The sequence below is a fragment of the Neoroseomonas oryzicola genome, from assembly GCF_012163135.1.
In the GTDB taxonomy this organism is placed as follows: domain Bacteria; phylum Pseudomonadota; class Alphaproteobacteria; order Acetobacterales; family Acetobacteraceae; genus Neoroseomonas; species Neoroseomonas oryzicola.
The window spans coordinates 460,544-476,027 of the sequence record NZ_JAAVUP010000003.1; the positions used below are offsets into that span (position 1 = coordinate 460,544).

Annotated in this window: 14 protein-coding genes; 3 read left to right on the forward strand and 11 right to left on the reverse strand. The window is 73.8% G+C overall.

The features are described 5' to 3' along the window. Positions 1–31: 31 nt before the first annotated feature. A complete protein-coding gene (gene addB, locus GWK15_RS13695; protein WP_168041888.1) occupies positions 32–3,058 on the forward strand; it encodes a double-strand break repair protein AddB in 3,027 nt (1,008 codons plus the stop codon). Between the two features lie 172 nt (positions 3,059–3,230). Here addB and GWK15_RS13700 read toward each other — a convergent pair whose 3' ends face one another. The 6 genes from GWK15_RS13700 to GWK15_RS13725 form a co-directional block, all read right to left on the reverse strand. After that, positions 3,231–3,425, reverse strand: coding sequence for a hypothetical protein (locus GWK15_RS13700; protein ID WP_168041889.1), 195 nt, complete (start codon positions 3,423–3,425; stop codon positions 3,231–3,233). A 160-nt stretch (positions 3,426–3,585) separates the two neighbouring features. Beyond that, positions 3,586–5,412, reverse strand: coding sequence for a phosphoenolpyruvate--protein phosphotransferase (gene ptsP, locus GWK15_RS13705; RefSeq protein ID WP_168041890.1), 1,827 nt, complete (start codon positions 5,410–5,412; stop codon positions 3,586–3,588). Then, the gene (locus GWK15_RS13710) at positions 5,402–5,671 is read right to left on the reverse strand and encodes an HPr family phosphocarrier protein (RefSeq protein WP_209442217.1); all 270 of its coding nucleotides are present in this window, start codon (positions 5,669–5,671) and stop codon (positions 5,402–5,404) included. Before GWK15_RS13710 ends, ptsP begins: the two co-directional genes overlap by 11 nt. An 89-nt stretch (positions 5,672–5,760) precedes the next feature. Further along, positions 5,761–6,195: a PTS sugar transporter subunit IIA gene (locus GWK15_RS13715; protein WP_456306856.1), complete on the reverse strand. Its 435-nt coding sequence runs from the start codon at positions 6,193–6,195 to the stop codon at positions 5,761–5,763. Between the two features lie 5 nt (positions 6,196–6,200). Beyond that, positions 6,201–7,139 carry an RNase adapter RapZ gene (gene rapZ / locus GWK15_RS13720; RefSeq protein ID WP_168042115.1) on the reverse strand — a complete coding sequence of 313 codons (939 nt, stop codon included), beginning with the start codon at positions 7,137–7,139 and terminating at the stop codon, positions 6,201–6,203. Then, the gene (locus GWK15_RS13725; protein WP_168041892.1) at positions 7,139–7,570 is read right to left on the reverse strand and encodes an HPr kinase/phosphorylase; all 432 of its coding nucleotides are present in this window, start codon (positions 7,568–7,570) and stop codon (positions 7,139–7,141) included. Before GWK15_RS13725 ends, rapZ begins: the two co-directional genes overlap by 1 nt. Positions 7,571–7,697: 127 nt before the next feature. On the opposite strand from GWK15_RS13725, the gene GWK15_RS13730 reads away from it, so the two are divergent. Then, complete coding sequence (locus GWK15_RS13730) at positions 7,698–8,627, forward strand: threonine/serine dehydratase (protein ID WP_168041893.1); 930 nt, start codon at positions 7,698–7,700, stop codon at positions 8,625–8,627. Between the two features lie 6 nt (positions 8,628–8,633). On the opposite strand, the gene GWK15_RS13735 is transcribed toward GWK15_RS13730, so the two are convergent. Together GWK15_RS13735 and GWK15_RS13740 are read right to left on the reverse strand one after the other, a co-directional pair. After that, positions 8,634–10,073 (reverse strand): DUF2252 domain-containing protein, encoded by a 1,440-nt coding sequence (locus tag GWK15_RS13735; RefSeq protein WP_168041894.1) that lies wholly within the window; start codon positions 10,071–10,073, stop codon positions 8,634–8,636. A gap of 100 nt (positions 10,074–10,173) precedes the next feature. Further along, on the reverse strand, positions 10,174–11,409 hold the full coding sequence (locus GWK15_RS13740) for a DUF2254 domain-containing protein (protein WP_168041895.1): 1,236 nt from the start codon (positions 11,407–11,409) through the stop codon (positions 10,174–10,176). Positions 11,410–11,567: 158 nt separating this feature from the next. Between GWK15_RS13740 and GWK15_RS13745 the strand changes: the two genes are divergently transcribed. Beyond that, the gene (locus tag GWK15_RS13745; RefSeq protein WP_168041896.1) at positions 11,568–12,269 is read left to right on the forward strand and encodes a ribonuclease activity regulator RraA; all 702 of its coding nucleotides are present in this window, start codon (positions 11,568–11,570) and stop codon (positions 12,267–12,269) included. Positions 12,270–12,581: 312 nt separating this feature from the next. Here the strand turns inward: GWK15_RS13745 and GWK15_RS13750 are convergent, their stop codons facing one another. From GWK15_RS13750 to GWK15_RS13760, 3 genes are read right to left on the reverse strand one after another with little or no spacing between them, the layout of a single operon-like run. After that, complete coding sequence (locus GWK15_RS13750) at positions 12,582–13,331, reverse strand: hypothetical protein (protein ID WP_168041897.1); 750 nt, start codon at positions 13,329–13,331, stop codon at positions 12,582–12,584. Next, positions 13,328–14,035: a hypothetical protein gene (locus tag GWK15_RS13755; RefSeq protein WP_168041898.1), complete on the reverse strand. Its 708-nt coding sequence runs from the start codon at positions 14,033–14,035 to the stop codon at positions 13,328–13,330. The genes GWK15_RS13750 and GWK15_RS13755 overlap by 4 nt, the downstream gene beginning before the upstream one ends. Further along, on the reverse strand, positions 14,022–15,440 hold the full coding sequence (locus GWK15_RS13760; RefSeq protein ID WP_168041899.1) for an FAD-dependent oxidoreductase: 1,419 nt from the start codon (positions 15,438–15,440) through the stop codon (positions 14,022–14,024). Before GWK15_RS13760 ends, GWK15_RS13755 begins: the two co-directional genes overlap by 14 nt. Positions 15,441–15,484: the final 44 nt, after the last annotated feature.

Sequence of the window (15,484 nt, forward strand, 5' to 3'; positions counted from 1 at the left end):
CCCTCTCCGCCAGCACCGGGTTCCCCCGTTCATGACGCTCCACGCCATCCCTCCGCAGGTCCCGTTCCTCGAGGCGCTGGCCCTTGGCGTGCTGGACCGGGTGCCCGGCGGCGCCGAGGCCTTGGCGCGGGTGACGGTGTTGTTGCCGACGCGGCGTGCGGCGCGTGGGTTGCGGGAGGCGTTCCTGCGCGCGGCGGGGGGCCGGGCGTTGTTGTTGCCGCGGATGCGGGCGCTGGCGGGCTTGTCGACGGAGGAGGCGGAGGAGCTGGCGCTGCCGGACCTGCTCGATCTGCCGCCGGCGGTGGCGCCGCTGGCGCGGCAGTCGGTGCTGGCGGCGATGGCGCAGCGGATTCCGACGCGGGCGGGCGGGCCGGCGACGCCGGAACAGGCCTGGCTGCTGGCCGGCGAGCTGGCGCGGCTGTTCGACGAGATCGCGCTCGAGGAGGCGGATGTCGCGATGCTGGAGCGCGAGCCGCCGGAACGCTTTGCCGAGGTGTGGCTGGCGCGGCTGGATGGCCTGGTGCCGGAGAAGCACGCGACGCATTGGCAGATCACGACGACGGTGCTGCGCGCGGTCGCGACCGACTGGAACGACTGGCTGAAGGATCGCGGGCTGCTCGATATCGGCGTGCGGCGCGTGAAGGCGCTGGCAGCGCAGGCGGCGGCCTGGCAGCGCGATCCGCCGGCGGAGATGACGGTCGCGGCGGGCATCGGCGCGGGCGGCACGATCCCGGCGGCGGCGGAACTGCTGCGCGTGCTGGCGGCGGCGCCGCAGGGCCATGTGGTGCTGCAGGGATTGCCGGAGCCGGTGGATGACGCGCTGTGGGAGGCGATCCGCGTGGCGCCGACGCACCCGTTGGCGGGCCAGGCGCGACTGCTGAAGGCGCTGGGTGCGGTGCCGGCGGATCTGACGCCGTGGCATGACGGCGTGCCCGCGACGGCGCCGCGCGATCGCGCGGTGCTGCTCGGTCGCGCGCTGCATCCGGCAGAGGGGCTGTCGAGCTGGACCGAGCGCGACCCGGCGCGCTGGCGCGATGCGGTGCGCGGCGTGACGCGGCTGCATGCGGCGGAGGCGCAGCAGGAAGCCGCCGCCATCGCGCTGCTGCTGCGAGAGGCGATGGAAACGCCCGAGGCGCGCGCCGCGCTGATCACGCCGGATCGCGACCTGGCGCGGCGGGTGTCGGCGGAACTCGCGCGCCACGGCATCACGGCGGACGATTCCGCGGGCGAGCCGCTGGCCGAGACGCCGGCGGCCGCCTTCCTGCGCCTGATCGCGCGGATGGTGGCGGAGGATTTCGCGCCGGTGCCGCTGCTCGCGGTGCTGAAGCATCCGCTCTGCGCGGGCGGGATGGAGCGCGCGGACTGGCTGGCGGCGGCACGGGCGCTGGAACGCGCGGCGCTGCGCGGGCCGCGGCCGGCGCCGGGGTTGTCCGGATTGCGCGCGAGCCTGACAGCGACGCGCGGTGCGGCGACGGGGTCGGTGACGGCGCTGCTCGATGCGCTGGAGGCCGCACTCGCGGGCTTCGACGTGCTGCCGCAATCGCCGGCGCGGCCGCCGGCGGATCTGCTGGCGGCGCATATGGCGGCGGCCGAGGCGCTGGCGGCGACGCCGGACCTGCCGGGCGGGCTGCGGCTCTATGCCGGGGAGGAAGGCGAACCGCTCGCCCGCCACCTGCACGACCTGTCCGAGGCGCTTCCGCACCTGCCGCCCATGGCGCCGGCCGATTGGCCGGACCTGTTCGAGGCCTCGCTCGCCGGGCCGGTCGCGCCGTCGCTGCGCGCGGTGCGGAACCGGGGCGACGCGCCGCATCCGCGCATCGCGATCCTCGGCCTGCTGGAAGCGCGGCTGCAATCCTTCGACCGGGTGATCCTCGGGGCCTTGGAGGAATCCGTCTGGCCCCAGGCGACCGAGCCTGGCCCGTGGATGAGCCGCCCGATGCGCGGCGAATTCGGCCTGCCGGAACCCGAGGCCCGCATCGGCCGGGTCGCGGCGGATTTCCTCTATGCCGCGGCGGCGGCGCCGGAGGTGGTGCTGTCCTCGGCCGCGCGGCGCGGCGGGGCGCCGACGGTGCAGGCGCGCTGGCTGACGCGACTGGATACCTTCCTCGCGGGGCAGGGCGGGCTGGCGCTGGAGGCCTCGCCGGCGGCGGGATGGGCGGCGGCGCTGGATGCGCCCGCGACCGTGACGCCGGTGCCGCGCCCGATGCCTGCGCCGCCGGCCGAGCTGCGCCCGCGCCGCCTGACGGTGTCCGACGCGCAGCAACTGATCGCCGATCCCTACGCCTTCTATGCGCGGCGCGTCCTGGGGCTGACGGCGCTGAAGGACCTCGACCTCGATGTCGGCGCCATCGAGTACGGCACGCTGGTGCATGACGCGATGGCGGGCTTCCTGCGCGCGCTCGGCACCGCCTGGCCCGGGCATGACGCCGCGCGCGCCGCCTGGGACCGCGCGGCGGCGGCGGCGTTGGACAAGCACGCCGACCGCCCGGGGATCCTGGCCTTCTGGGGGCCGCGCCTGTCGAACATCGGTGGCTTCGTCATCGAGGAGGAGGCCCGGCTGCGCGCCGGCGGCGGCCTGCTCGCCTGCCTGGTCGAGACCAAGGGCGTCGCCAGGCTCCGCATGGCCGAGGGCGAGGTCGAGATCGAGGCGCGCGCCGACCGGCTGGACCACCTGAGCCGCGGCGGCTGGCGGGTGGTGGACTACAAGACCGGCACGGTGCCGCGGGAGAAGGACCTGCTGGAAGGTGCGGCCCCGCAATTGCCGATCGAGGCCTGGCTGCTCGCCGAGGGCGCCTTCGCCGACGCGCAGGGCGAGGCCGCCGAACTGCTCTACTGGAGCCTGACCGGCGGCGAGCAGGCCGGCGAGGTCAAGCGCATGAAGGCCGACGAGGACTACGCGGCGCTGGCGCGGGAGAGGCTGATGGCCCTCGCGGCGCGCTGGCTGCTGGGGGGGGCGCCCTTCGCGTCACGGCCCCACCCGGCGCGCAGCGCGGCGGGCGGGGATTACGATCACCTGGCGCGGATCGAGGAATGGTCGGCGGGGACGGGCGAGGGGTGAGACGAATTGGAGGGGCTCTGCCCCTCCAAGCCTCCCCGCCAAACGCCGAAAGGCGTTTGGAAACCGTGACTTAAGGGGGCGCGAGCTTCGGACGTCTTCCCGGGGATGGTTCCCAAGGCCTTTCGGCCTTTGGCGGGGTGAGCCCGAGAGGGGCGGCGCCCCTCTCGGCCCGTCATCCTTCGGCGCGCTCCGCCTCGGCCTCGTCCTCGCGATCCTCCTCGCGCACCAGGGCCGGGCGTTCGGGGCCGTAGATCCCGCTGCGCGCCTCCGCCCCCGCGGCTGGCGCGCGATCGGCCGCCGCCGCGCCCAGCGGCGCGAGCCACAGCGCGAACAGGCCGGTGACGGCAGCGCGGCGAATGGGTCGCATGGTGAGGCACTCCCCTGTTCCTCACGATCAGCCTCGGCAGGCTAGGCGACCCTCAGGGGGCGGAAGAAGGGCGGAAACATGGCGCCCTGTAACGTTTCAGTGCAGCAGGTTACAGGCTTCGCTTCGCGCTGGCCGGCAAGGTGGGGATGTGCCAGCGCGATCAGGCGCGCTCGGTGACGCCCTCGGCGAAGCCCGCCACCAGTTCGCGGATGCGCGCGGGGTCGGACTGTTCCATCACCCGCCGCGCGAAGCGCGCGCAATCGCCGATGTCGAGCGCGCGCACCGCCTGCTTCACCCGCGGCAGGGCGGAGGCGTTCATCGAGAAGGTCCGCACGCCGAGGCCGAGCAGCAGCGGCGTCAGACGCGGGTTCCCTGCCATCTCGCCGCAGATCGACACCGGCATGCGCAGGCGCAGCGCCGCTTCGGTCGCGAACTGCACCAGGCGCAGCACCGCCGGGTGCAGCGGGTCGTACAGGTGCGCCACCTCCGCCTCCGCCCGGTCCACCGCGAGGGTGTACATGGCGAGGTCGTTGGTCCCGATGGCGAAGAAATCGGCCTCGAGCGCGATGGCGTCGGCGGCCAGCGCCGCGCCCGGCGTCTCGATCATCGCACCCAGCAGCGGCAGTTTCTCGGGCAGCTTCTCCCCGCGCCGGCGCAGGCGGCGGGCGACGCGCTCGTAGATCTCGCGCGCCTGCTTCACCTCCTCGGGGATGGTGACCATCGGCAGCAGCAGCCGCACATCGCCGTCCCCGGCCGCGGCGGCGACGCGCAGCACGGCGGCGAACTGCACCTCGAGCAATTCGGGCCGCTTGAGCAGCATCCGCAGCCCGCGCAGGCCGAGCGCGGGGTTCGACCCGGCATGGACGGGTGCGACGCCCTCGGCCAGCGCCTCCATGTCCTTCTCGCCGCCCCAGTCCAGCACGCGGATCGTCACCGGCTGGCCTTCCATGGCGCTGACGATCTGGGTGTAGGCCTCGACCTGCGCATCCTCGTCGGGCAGGTCCTCGCGGTTCATGAACAGGAACTCGGTGCGCAGCAGGCCGATGCCCTGCGCACCGGCTTGCGCGATCAGCGGCAGCTCCTGTGGGATCTCGAGGTTCGCGAGCAGCTCCACCAGCTCGCCATCGGTGGTCTCGGCGGGCAGGCGGCGCAGCTTCGACAGCTTCGCCCGTTCCTTGGCGAAGGCGGCGAGCCGGTCCTTCGCCGCGGCGAGCGTCAGGGCCGAGGGATGCACCGTGACGACGCCGCCGGTGCCGTCGAGCACCACCTGGTCGCCGCGCTGGACCGTCTCGGTCAGCCCATGGGCGCCGAGCACCGCGGGGATGCCGAGGGCGCGCAGCATGATCGCGGTGTGCCCATCGGTGCCGCCTTCCTCGGTCGCCACGCCCGCGATGCGCGCGGGGTCGAGCAGCGCGGCGTCGGCCGGCGTCAGCTCCTCGGAGACGAGGATGCAGCCCTCGGGCAGGTCCTTGAGGCTGCGGAAGGGCGTGGCCGTCAGGTTGCGGATCAGCCGGCGCGCGATGTCGCGCACCTCGTTGGCGCGCCGCGCCAGGCCCGCCTTGTCGTCGTCCCTGGCCGCGAGGATCGCCGCGCGGATGTCCTCGGCCTCGTCGAGCACCGCGGTCTCGGCGGACAGCAGCTCGGCCTCGATGCGCTTGCGCGCGCCGCGGATCAGCCGCGAATTGCCGAGCATCATCAGATGCGCGTCGAGCAGCGGCGCGATCTCCTCCTGCGCCTCCTCGGGCAGGACGCCGATGCGCGTCTTGAGCTTGCCGATCTGCTTGCGGGAGAAGGCGACGGCGTTGGCGAGCTTCTGGCGCTCGTCCTCGATCGCATCGGCGCCGATGTTCCGGCGCGGCGCCTCGGCCGGCGGATCGGAGGTGTCGTAGACCGCGCCGATCGCGACGCCGGGGGAGACCGCGATGCCCTGGACGGCGACCTCGCGCGACTTCGCCTTGGCCTTGGTCTTGGGCGCCTCAGTCTTCATGGAAGCCGGCCTCGACCAGGCCGGCGACCGCCTCGAGCGCTTCCTTGGCGTCCCAGCCTTCGGCCTCGATCATGATCTCGGCGCCCTGGCCGGCGCCCAGCATCATCAGGCCCATGATGGAGCAGGCCGGCACGCTCTCGCCGCCGCGCAGCACGTTGACGCAGGCGGAAAAGCGCTCGGCCGTGGTGACCAGCTTGGCCGCGGCGCGGGCGTGCAGGCCGCGACTGTTGCGGATGACGACGCTGCGCCGCAGCACCAGCCCGGAATCCCCGGGGTCGCAGCCGCAGGGGTCGGCGGGCGGGGCCGGTTCGCCCGCCACCTTCGCCCCCGGCTCGTCGGGCCATTCGTTCACGCGCCGCTCCTCCCGTTGGGCAGGGCCGGGGCCGGCTGGGCGCCCGCCAGCACGTCCCGTCCGCACGCGATGTATTTGCGCCCGGCCGCGACCGCGTGGTCCACGGCCTGGGCCAGGGGTTCGGTCCCGCGCACCTTCGCCAGCTTCACCAGCAGGGGCAGGTTGACCCCGGCCAGCACCTCGACCGGGCGTTCGCCGCCGGCCATCTGCATGGCGAGGTTCGAGGGCGTGCCGCCGAACATGTCCGTCAGGACGACGACGCCGTCGCCCTGGTCCACCGCCTCGATGGACTGGCGGATGTCGGTGCGTGTGTGGTCCATGTCGTCGTCGGGGCCGATGCAGACCGTCGCCACCGCCTGCTGCGGTCCGACCACGTGTTCCATGGCGTGGCGCATCTCCTCGGCCAGTCGGCCGTGCGTGACGATAACCATGCCGATCATGATGACTGCGTCAGGGCCTCCCGCCCCGGTGCACGGCCGGCGGCGCGCGATCCCGCCGCGCCGGCCGAAAGCTCGCGGTGGACCAGTTCCACGCGCCAGCCTTGCGTCTGTAGATGGTGTGCCAGACGTTCCGCCGCCAGGACCGACCGGTGCTTCCCGCCCGTGCATCCCAACGCGATCGTCAGATACTTCTTCCCCTCCTGCGCGTAGCGGGGCAAGAGCGGCCCAAGCATTTCGGTCATGCAGCGCCAGAAGGGCGCGAAGTCCGGATCGGCCTCGACATAGGCGGCGACGGCGGGGTCCTGGCCGGTCATCGGCCGCAGCGCGTCGACGTAATGGGGGTTGCGCAGGAAACGCATGTCGAAAACGAGGTCGGCCTCCCGCGGCAGCCCCTTCGCATAGGAGAAGGAGACCACCGAGACGCCCATCCCGCTGCCGCCCTCGGTCCCGAAGCGGCGCTCGACCATGCGGCGGAGGTCGGGGAGCGGCAGGTCGGAGGTGTCGACCAGCAGGTCGGCGGTAACCCGCAGCGGCTCCATCAGCGCCGCCTCCCGCGCGATGCCGTCGGCGACCGAGACGCCGAGCGGCCCGCCCGGTGCGAGCGGATGGCGCCGCCGCGTCTCGGTGTAGCGGCGCAGCAGCACGTCGGCTTCGGCGGTCGCGAAGACCAGGGTGACGGCGATGTCGGGCCTGAGGCGGAGGCGTTCGAGCAGCCGCAGCGCGGCCGCCGCGTCGAAGTCCCGCGTCCGGCTGTCCACCCCGGCGGCGAGCGGCAGATCGCCGTCGCCGACCAGCGCCTCGAGCACCGAGAGCGGAGGGTTGTCGACCGTCTCGTAGCCCAGGTCCTCGAGCACCCGGAGGATGGAGGCCTTCCCGGCCCCGGACAGGCCGGTGACCAGCACCACCTGCCGCCGCTGCGGGAGGACGCCGTCCATCATGCCGCGAAGGCCCCGGCGCGCTGCCGCGCCTGCCCGAGCGCTGCGGCAAGCGCCAGTTCCACCTTGTCGCAGGCCGAGGCGTCGAAGCCGTGCAGCGCGATGCGCGGCACGCCGGCCGGCATCCAGGCGGCCGGAGCCGGCAGGCGGTCCACCGCCGCCCGGTCCACCAGCTCGACGACCAGGGCCAGACGCGCGCCCTCGGCCACTTTCAGCCCCTCGAAGATCCCAAGCCCCCTTACTTCCAGCAGTCCCTTCAGCGTCGGCGGCGCACCCACGGTGCGGTCCGCGAGCACCACCTGGTCGTCCGCCACCAGATCCCAGCCCCGCCCGATCAGCCTGAGCAGGAGGTCCGACTTCCCGGCACCCGGCGCCCCCAGCAGCAGAACCGCCGCCCCGCCGCGCGAGGCGCAACTCCCATGGACCAGCATCCCAGCCCGGCCATCCCGTCCGAGCGGCGGACCATGGCAGAAATGGGGCAGCAGGCAAAGCGCGACCTCATGGACCCGTGAAACCGGACATGGACACCCTCAGGAGGGCCGGGCACCTTCCGCCGCCATGGTCACGCAAGACGACATCCGCGCCGCCGCCGCGCGCATCGCCCCCCATGTCCGCCGCACGCCGGTGATCCGCCTTTCGGCGAAGGATACCGGCCTCGGCTTCCCGCTGGCCTTCAAGCTGGAACAGCTGCAGGTCACCGGGTCCTTCAAGCCGCGCGGCGCCTTCAACCGGATGCTGTCGGCCTCCGTGCCGGCGGCCGGCGTCGTCGCCGCCTCGGGCGGCAACCACGGCATCGCGGTGGCCCACGCCGCCAAGGTGCTCGGGGTGAAGGCGGAGATCTTCGTCCCCGAGATCACCCCCGAGGCCAAGCGCGCGCGCATCGCCGCGACGGGCGCGACGCTCACGGTGGGCGGGGCCGCCTACGACCAGGCCCGCCGCGCCAGCGAGGCCCGCGCGGCCGAGACCGGGGCGCTGATCGTCCATGCCTACGACCAGGCCGAGGTCCTCGCCGGCCAGGGCACCGTCGGGCTGGAATTCGAGGAGGACGCGCCGGAGCTCACCCACCTCATCGTCGCGGCGGGCGGGGGCGGGCTCTATGGCGGCATCGCCTCCTGGTACCGGGACCGGCTCGACATGGTGGTCGCCGAGCCGGACGAATGCCCGACCCTGCTCGCCGCCGGGCTGGCGGGGCAGCCGGTCGACGTGCCCTCGGGCGGGATCGCGGCGGACAGCCTGGGCGCGCGGCGCGTCGGCGCCCTGCCCTACGAGGTGCTGATGAGCGTCGGCGCCAGGGTGGTCGTGGTGAAGGACGAGATCATCCGCGACGCGCAGCGCTGGCTGTGGGACCGGCTGCGCGTGGTGGCCGAACCCGGCGGCGCGACGGCCTTCGCCGCCCTGCTGAGCGGCGCCTGGGCACCGCCCGAGGGTGCCGAGGTCGGCGTGCTGGTCTGCGGGGCGAATTGCGACCCCGCCAGCATCCTCGGCTGACGCCGCTCAGTCGGCTTCCTGCAGCACGGTCACTGCCCCGCGGCGCACCGCGGCCTTGAGCGCCGCATGGTCCCTCTCGGCCTGGTCGGCATAGGCCAGGGCGAAGTCGCCCGTCGCCTCGTCGAACTGGTCGCTCGACCCGAGGTAGCCCGCGATCTCCGCCACCTCCGCGCTCTTGGCATGGGCCCGGGCGAGCGCCCAGCCGCAGATCCGCGCGTAGAGCAGCAGCATCTCCGCGTCGAAGGTCTCGACCAGCGGCTTGATCTTCGCGTCGCGCAGCTGCCGCACGTAGAACTCGCGGCCATTGGGCCCGGTCACCCAGCCGAGGAAGACGTCCGAGGCCGGCTGCATCAGCCGCTGCCCCTCGACCACGCGCCGGCCGTGATGGGCATAGCTGCTGGCGCCGGCATAAGGTTCGAGGACCGAGGCGACCGCTTCCTTGAACTGGAGGAACAGCGGCGCGTTGCCCGCGGACATCAGCAGCGCGATCCAGCAGCGTCGCCCGACGCTGCCGACGCCCACCACCTTGATCGCCGCATCCACCACCCGGTAGCGGTCGAGCAGCACGCGCCGGTCATCCGGCAGCGTCTCGCGATAGGCGGCGAAGACCTGGTCCAGCACGGCGCCGAATTCGGGGGCGCGCGCTTCCTCGGGGTGGAAGATCAGCGGCGGCGTGTCGCGGATCGCCGTACGCCCGCCGACCACCCCGGCGAGCTTCGGGAAGTCGAGCTCCGAACCCGTGCCCGCCTGCGCCTTGGCGAGCCGTGCCTCGACCAGGGCACGCCGCGAGGCTGGCAGCGTGTCGAGAACGTCCTCTGCCGTCACCTGAGCGTACCAGACGTCGAGCGGGTGCATCGCGGCGTATTCGCGCAGGCGCTTGCGGTAGCTGCGCGCCGCCGCCACCGCCGCGTCCCGCCCGATGCTGTCCTTCAGCGTCAGCGACCGCGCCGCCAGCACGAAGGAGGCGGTGAGCCGCTTCACGTCCCATTCCCAGGGGGCGGGCAACGTCTCGTCGAAATCGTTGATGTCAAAGAGGATGTTGCGCTCGGGCGTGGCGAAGCCGCCGAAATTCATCAGGTGGCAGTCGCCGCAGGCCTGCACGCGCAGGTCGGTGGCAGGCGTGCCGGCGAGGTCGGCGGCCATGATCGCCGCCGAGCCGCGGTAGAAGGCGAAGGGCGAGGCCAGCATGCGTCCGTAGCGGATGGGGACCAGTTCGGGCAGGCGCTCGGCGTCGGATTGCTGCAGCAGCGCGACCGGGTCGAAGCGGTTGGCGGGGCGCTTCCAGGCGGCATGGGCATCCCGCCCGATCCGGTCGCGCAGCGCCTTCCCCGCGGCCATGCGTTCGTCGAGCGCGTGGGGATGGGCCTCGGTCGCGCGGGGTGCCGCCGGCGCCGGGGGCGGCGTGGCGGGCTTCGATCCGTTGCGCGACTTGGACGACTTCTTCATGGCGCTGCCTCCCGTCCCGCGCGCCGGGGCGCCACGGGTCCTTGGAAAAGCATTGCTACGCCCGGCGATGGCGGCCGCGCCTTGCGCGGGATCAAGCAGCCTATCGCGTCAGTCCGAGACCCTGGGGGTCCTCCCGCCGGGCCGCGTCGCGGTCCTCCTCGTCGAACGCAGACCGGGCGATGGTCGCGTCCATGTGGCGCATGTAGCGCCGCACCTCCTCCGCGCGCTCGTCGGTGCCCAGCACCTCCTCGAGCCCAGCCAGCGCGGCGCGCATCCGCCGCAGCACCTGGACGGAGGTCGCGCCGAAGACGCGGATCTCGTCGAAGGCGAGGGCCAGGTAGTCGCTCCAGCCCGGGACCGGGAAGCACAGCCGGGGCACGCCTTCCCCGTCGGTCGCGATGCCCGCCGCCAGCGGATGCCGGGCCAGGCGCCGCAGCAGGTCGTCGATCTGGTCGAGTGCCTGCACCGCCGTGGTCGGGTCGTTGATCGCCGGCGACAGCGCCTTGATCGCGACGTCGACCAGCAGCCGCAGCGGATATTTCGGGTCCTGTTCGAAGGTACGGTCCGCGCCGAGCCGCACGGCGCGGCGCAGCTCCGGCTCGGGCAGCGGCGCGCGCGCCCCGCGCAGCTGCAGCATCACCGATCCGTCGAGCACCATGTCGCCGACCGCGCATTCCATCTCGATCGCCCCGCCGGCGCCGCGCGCCAGCGCGACGAGGGCCGGGACGTCGTAGCGCTCGACGTAGCGGGGCGGGCCGTCGTGGCGCAGCACCTGCGTCACCGGCGCATCGGCGGGCAGGCCGCCGGCCGCTCGCGCCCCGGCGGGGTTCGCCGCGAGGCTGGCACGGATCACCTCCCGCCCGCGATCGCCGATGTAGCGCAGCGTCTCCGTCACCTGCAGGTCCCCCAGCCGCCGCATCAGCAGGGCGAAGACGATCATGCTGACGAAGAGCAGCCCGACCGCGACGAGCGCCGAGACGGCGAGCACCTTCCCCGAGCCCTCCCGGTCGGTCCAGGCGGTCGCCGCCAGGGCGTAGGTGAAGGTCGCGAAGAAGATGCCGAGCGAATGGTAGAGGATCGGGTCGCGCGCGAAGCGCGCGGCGAAGCGCGGCGAGTAGCTGATGGCGCTGAACTGCAGCATGACGAAGGCGATCGAGAAGACGATCCCGGTCAGCGCCATCATCCCCGAGGAGATCCCCGACAGGATCGCCAGCGCCGCGCCCGGCGAGACGCCGAGGTCGAGCCCCGGCAGCAGCGCCTGCTCGAGCCGCGGCAGCAGCACGGCGCCGATGAGGCTCGTCACGGAGTAGATGATCGGGATCAGCCAGACGGGCATGCGCGCCCTCCCCCTGCGCGGTGCGGCGCCAGCATGGCATCCCCGGCGGTCCCTGGCACCCCGGTCTGCGCCGCCGGCTCCCCGGCCCCGCGCCGGCGCCCCCTTGCGGGCCCGCCCGCCCCCTGCGATGCACGCCCATCGCCGAAGGAGAACCGTCCATGGCCCTGACCGCCGCCCAGAAGACCGCCCTCGAGGGCGTCACCACCGCGACGCTGACGACCGTCCTGCTCAAGAAGGGCGTGCGCTTCTGCTACATCGCGGGATCCCGCCCGATCGTGCCGGGCAACACGAAGCGCATCGTCGGCCCCGCCTTCACCCTGCGCTTCACCCCGACGCGCGAGGACCTCGCGACCGTCGATTCCTGGTCCTCCCCCCGGTCGACCCGCGCGGCGATCGAGGCGATGCCGGAAGGCTGCGTGGCCGTCGCCGACGCGATGGGCAGCACTGCGGCCGGCATCTTCGGCGACATCCTTTGCGCGCGCATGGCGAAGAAGGGCGTCGCCGGCCTGGTGACCGACGGCGTGCTGCGCGACGGCGCGGGCGTGATCGGCGCCGGCCTGCCGGTGTTCTGCCAGGGCTACGTCGCCCCGGCCTCGGTCGCCGCGCTGAACTTCGTGGGCTGGGAGGAGACGATCGGCTGCGGCGGCGTCACCGTCATTCCGGGCGACATCATCGTGGCCGACGCGGATGGCGCGGTGGTGATCCCGCAGGCGATGCTCGACGCGGTGGTCGAGGCCGCGGTGGAGCAGGAGCGCCTCGAGGCCTGGATCATGACCGAGGTCGAGAAGGGCGTGCCGCTGCCGGGGCTGTATCCGCCGAACGCGGAGACGAAGGCGCGGTACGAGGAATCGAAGAAGTAGGCCTCAAGCGCCGGCGAGAGGTTTTTTGACCTCAGGCGCCGGCGCCGGCATCCGCCGGCTTGGCTGGCGCGCCGTGGACTGGACCGCCTGGCGCGGCTGAAGCGTGGGGCGCGGTCGCGCCTTGCGCTCCCGGGCCCGAGGCACCGCCTCGGGCCGAATGCTCTTGGTGCGTCAGGCGCCGGCGCCGGTATCCGCCGGCTTGGCTTGCGCGCCGTGGACGGGACTGCCCGGCGCGGCTGATGGTCTGGGCGCGGTCGCGCTTTGCGCTCCCGGCCCGAGGCAAAGCCTCGGGCCGCTTTGCTGCGTGGACCGCTATTCGAGGACGACGCGCGACGGGGTGATCACCACGCCGTTGGAACGCCCGTTCGCCGCGAAGGTCTCGATGCGCGTCGCATAGCCCTGGGCGGAGACCACCCCCGTCGCGACATCGATCGCCACGCGCGCGAAGATCGCGACGCGCGCATCGGATTCGCCGCCACGCAGCCGGCCGGCGAGTTCCACCGCGCAGCGCGCCACCAGCACCGGCCGCCCGCCGATCGTCGCCGTGCCGTCCGGCCGGCAGATGCCGCCGCGCGGCGATCCCTCCACCGGCAGCGGGAACTGGTCGTTCGGGCCGATGCGCCGGCGCTCGAGGCTCAGCGTCGCGAACTGCTCCCGCCAGGCCGCGAGCAAGGCGGCGCGCCGCGCATCGTCCGGCGGCGCGGTGCCATCGGCGCGCACCGCCTCGAAGGCGCCGATGCGTCCATCCACGCCGCGCTGGGCGGTGATCAGCAGGCCGGTCGGTTCGTGCCGCAGCGTCAGGCGCACGCCGTCGCCCTCGCGCCGCGCTTCCGTCACCATCAGGCAGTCGCGCTGCGGCGGCCGGCCGGGGCGCAGCGTCTGCTCGCGGCAGAGCCGCTGCCACGGGCCCCAGGCCTCGCCGCCGATCGTCACCGCCTGCCGCATCGCGCGCGAGGGCGCGTCGAGCGGCAGCAGCGGCGCCGCCATGCGCCAATCCGCGTAGGGCTGAGCCATGGCCGGCGCCGCGGCCAGCACCAGCAGCAGGGCCAGGATCCGCATCATTCCAGCCCCTGGCGCGTCACGCCGCGTCCCGCTCGTGCCGTGAACGCGTGGGCCTGGCGCAGTGCCAGGCCGGTCGCCACGTCGATCGCCACCTGCCCACCGAGCGGTTCGCCCTGCCGGTCGCACGACGCGACCACCACGCGCCGCCCGCCGACGAGCCCCTCGCCCAGTGGCCGGCAGTCGAGCGCGCCCTCCGCGCCGGTGTCGTCGGGCGGCATCGGCAGCGCGACGCGTCCTCCGGGGGCGATCGTCATCCGCTCGACGCCGATGGCGCGCAGCATCCGGCGGAGCCGCTCCTCGGCCTCGCGCCGCTGCGCGGCGGACAGCGGCGCCATCCCGCCCGGCGGCATCGCCGTCACCGTGCCGATGCGTCCGGCGGCATCGCGCGTGGCGGCGTAGGCGAAGGGCGCGGCCGTGCCGCGCGGCTCCGTCTGCAGGGTGACATGCCAGGTGCCGCGATCCTCGCGCACCGCGGTGACGAGGAGGCATTCGGGTGAGCCGCCCGCGGCCTCGCTGCCATCCGCGCGCAGCATCGCGCGGGTGGTGCAGATCCGGCGGAACGGCCCCCAGCCCGCGCCACCGATGGCGACCGGTCCGGCAAGTGGCGTGAGAGCCCCGTCCAGCGCGACGCGCGGCGCGGCCGCGTCCTGCGCCAGCGCCGTGCCTGCGATGAGCACCGCGGCAACCACGCTAGGCCGCCACATGCGCATCGGCCTGCAGATGCGCGCCCTGCCGCCGCAGCGCGGCGCGGATGGCGCGCGGATCGACCGCGCGCGGCGCGATCCCCGCATCGGCCGCGAGTGCCGCCGCCACGCCCGCCGCATGGCCGGTGAGCCAGCATTGCGGAATCTCCCGCAGGAAGGAATGCGAGGTCGCATCGCAGGCGAGATGCCGCCCGGGCGCGAGCAGCCCGTCGAGGCGTTCCGGCACGATCGCGCCATAGGGCACCGAGACATTCGCGAATTTCGGCGCGAGCGAGGGCGAGACGCCAATCTCATCCGCATGCACGCGCCCGTCCCACATCTCCCGCGTCACGCCGGTCACGCCGCGCAGCCGCCGCGCATGGCGCACGCCGATCTGCGGCGCGGAGAGCATGAGCGACGCAGTCTCGAAGCCCGGCGCGTCGCGGCGGTAGATCCGCAGGTGCTCGAGCATCAGCCGGTGGCTGCGGATCTCGATCTCGCTGAGGTCGTCCACCTGCGTCGCGTCGTAGCCCGCCAGGCGCGGGCCCATGAACAGCGCCACGTCGTCGCGCCAGGAGACGAAGGCCTTGTCGAACAACCCGATCTCCGCCTTGCCGCGCGCGAGGAAATCCGAGAACTCCGCCGGCTTCTCCGCCCGCCAGGCGAGAAAGCGCGGCATGTCGACATGCGCGAACATCCAGGAGGTGTTGATGCAGTGGTGGATGTCGCGCTCATCCGTGTCGCTGTCGGAGGCGGCGCCGGCGCGGGCGTAGAGATCGCCGTCCCCGGTCGCATCGACGACGACCTTCGCGAGCACGGCGCGGCGGCCCTGCTTGCTCTCGAACACCGCGCCGCGTACGGCACCGTCGATCAGCACCGGCTCGGCGCCCCAGGCGTGGAACAGCACCTCCGCACCCGCGTCCAGCACCATCGCGAGCGCCGTCGCCTTCATCCATTCCGGATCGCAGGTCGGCGAATGGGTGACGATGCCGTGGAAGGCGGCGGTGCGCGCCGCCCACCAGGCCGCCGTCGACGCGTCCCGCGCGCCCCACAGCGCCGGGGGCGGCCCCGCCACCGCGTCCTTCGGCAACCGGGCGAGATACTCCTCGGCGAAGCCGCGGATGACGCGGTTCCCGTCCCAATCAGTCATCCGGTCGATCCAGATGACGAGCCCGCCGGCGGACAGCCCGCCCAGGTGGTTGTGCCGTTCGATCAGCAGCGTGCGCGCGCCGAGCCGCGCCGCGGCGACCGCTGCCGCCGTTCCGGCCGGGCCGCCGCCGACCACCAGCACGTCGCATTCGGCGTGGACCGGCACTTCGCGCGCGGCTTCCCGCACCACCTTGCCGGTCGGCGGGCGGCGCGGGCCACGCGTCGTGCGGAACACCTCCGACTGGAAGATCAGCCGGCCGCCATCCTTGGTCTCCATGGCCGCGAGACTATCCCGCCGCCCCGCCGCGCGGCTAGAACGGT

Coding starts and splice junctions, on each gene's coding strand:
- addB (WP_168041888.1), top strand. CDS start 32: ATGACGCTCCACGCCATCCCTCCGCAGGTCCCGTTCCTCGAGGCGCTG.
- GWK15_RS13700 (WP_168041889.1), bottom strand. CDS start 3,425: ATGCGACCCATTCGCCGCGCTGCCGTCACCGGCCTGTTCGCGCTGTGG.
- ptsP (WP_168041890.1), bottom strand. CDS start 5,412: ATGAAGACTGAGGCGCCCAAGACCAAGGCCAAGGCGAAGTCGCGCGAG.
- GWK15_RS13715 (WP_456306856.1), bottom strand. CDS start 6,195: ATGGTTATCGTCACGCACGGCCGACTGGCCGAGGAGATGCGCCACGCC.
- rapZ (WP_168042115.1), bottom strand. CDS start 7,139: ATGGACGGCGTCCTCCCGCAGCGGCGGCAGGTGGTGCTGGTCACCGGC.
- GWK15_RS13725 (WP_168041892.1), bottom strand. CDS start 7,570: ATGCTGGTCCATGGGAGTTGCGCCTCGCGCGGCGGGGCGGCGGTTCTG.
- GWK15_RS13730 (WP_168041893.1), top strand. CDS start 7,698: ATGGTCACGCAAGACGACATCCGCGCCGCCGCCGCGCGCATCGCCCCC.
- GWK15_RS13735 (WP_168041894.1), bottom strand. CDS start 10,073: ATGAAGAAGTCGTCCAAGTCGCGCAACGGATCGAAGCCCGCCACGCCG.
- GWK15_RS13740 (WP_168041895.1), bottom strand. CDS start 11,409: ATGCCCGTCTGGCTGATCCCGATCATCTACTCCGTGACGAGCCTCATC.
- GWK15_RS13745 (WP_168041896.1), top strand. CDS start 11,568: ATGGCCCTGACCGCCGCCCAGAAGACCGCCCTCGAGGGCGTCACCACC.
- GWK15_RS13750 (WP_168041897.1), bottom strand. CDS start 13,331: ATGATGCGGATCCTGGCCCTGCTGCTGGTGCTGGCCGCGGCGCCGGCC.
- GWK15_RS13755 (WP_168041898.1), bottom strand. CDS start 14,035: ATGTGGCGGCCTAGCGTGGTTGCCGCGGTGCTCATCGCAGGCACGGCG.
- GWK15_RS13760 (WP_168041899.1), bottom strand. CDS start 15,440: ATGGAGACCAAGGATGGCGGCCGGCTGATCTTCCAGTCGGAGGTGTTC.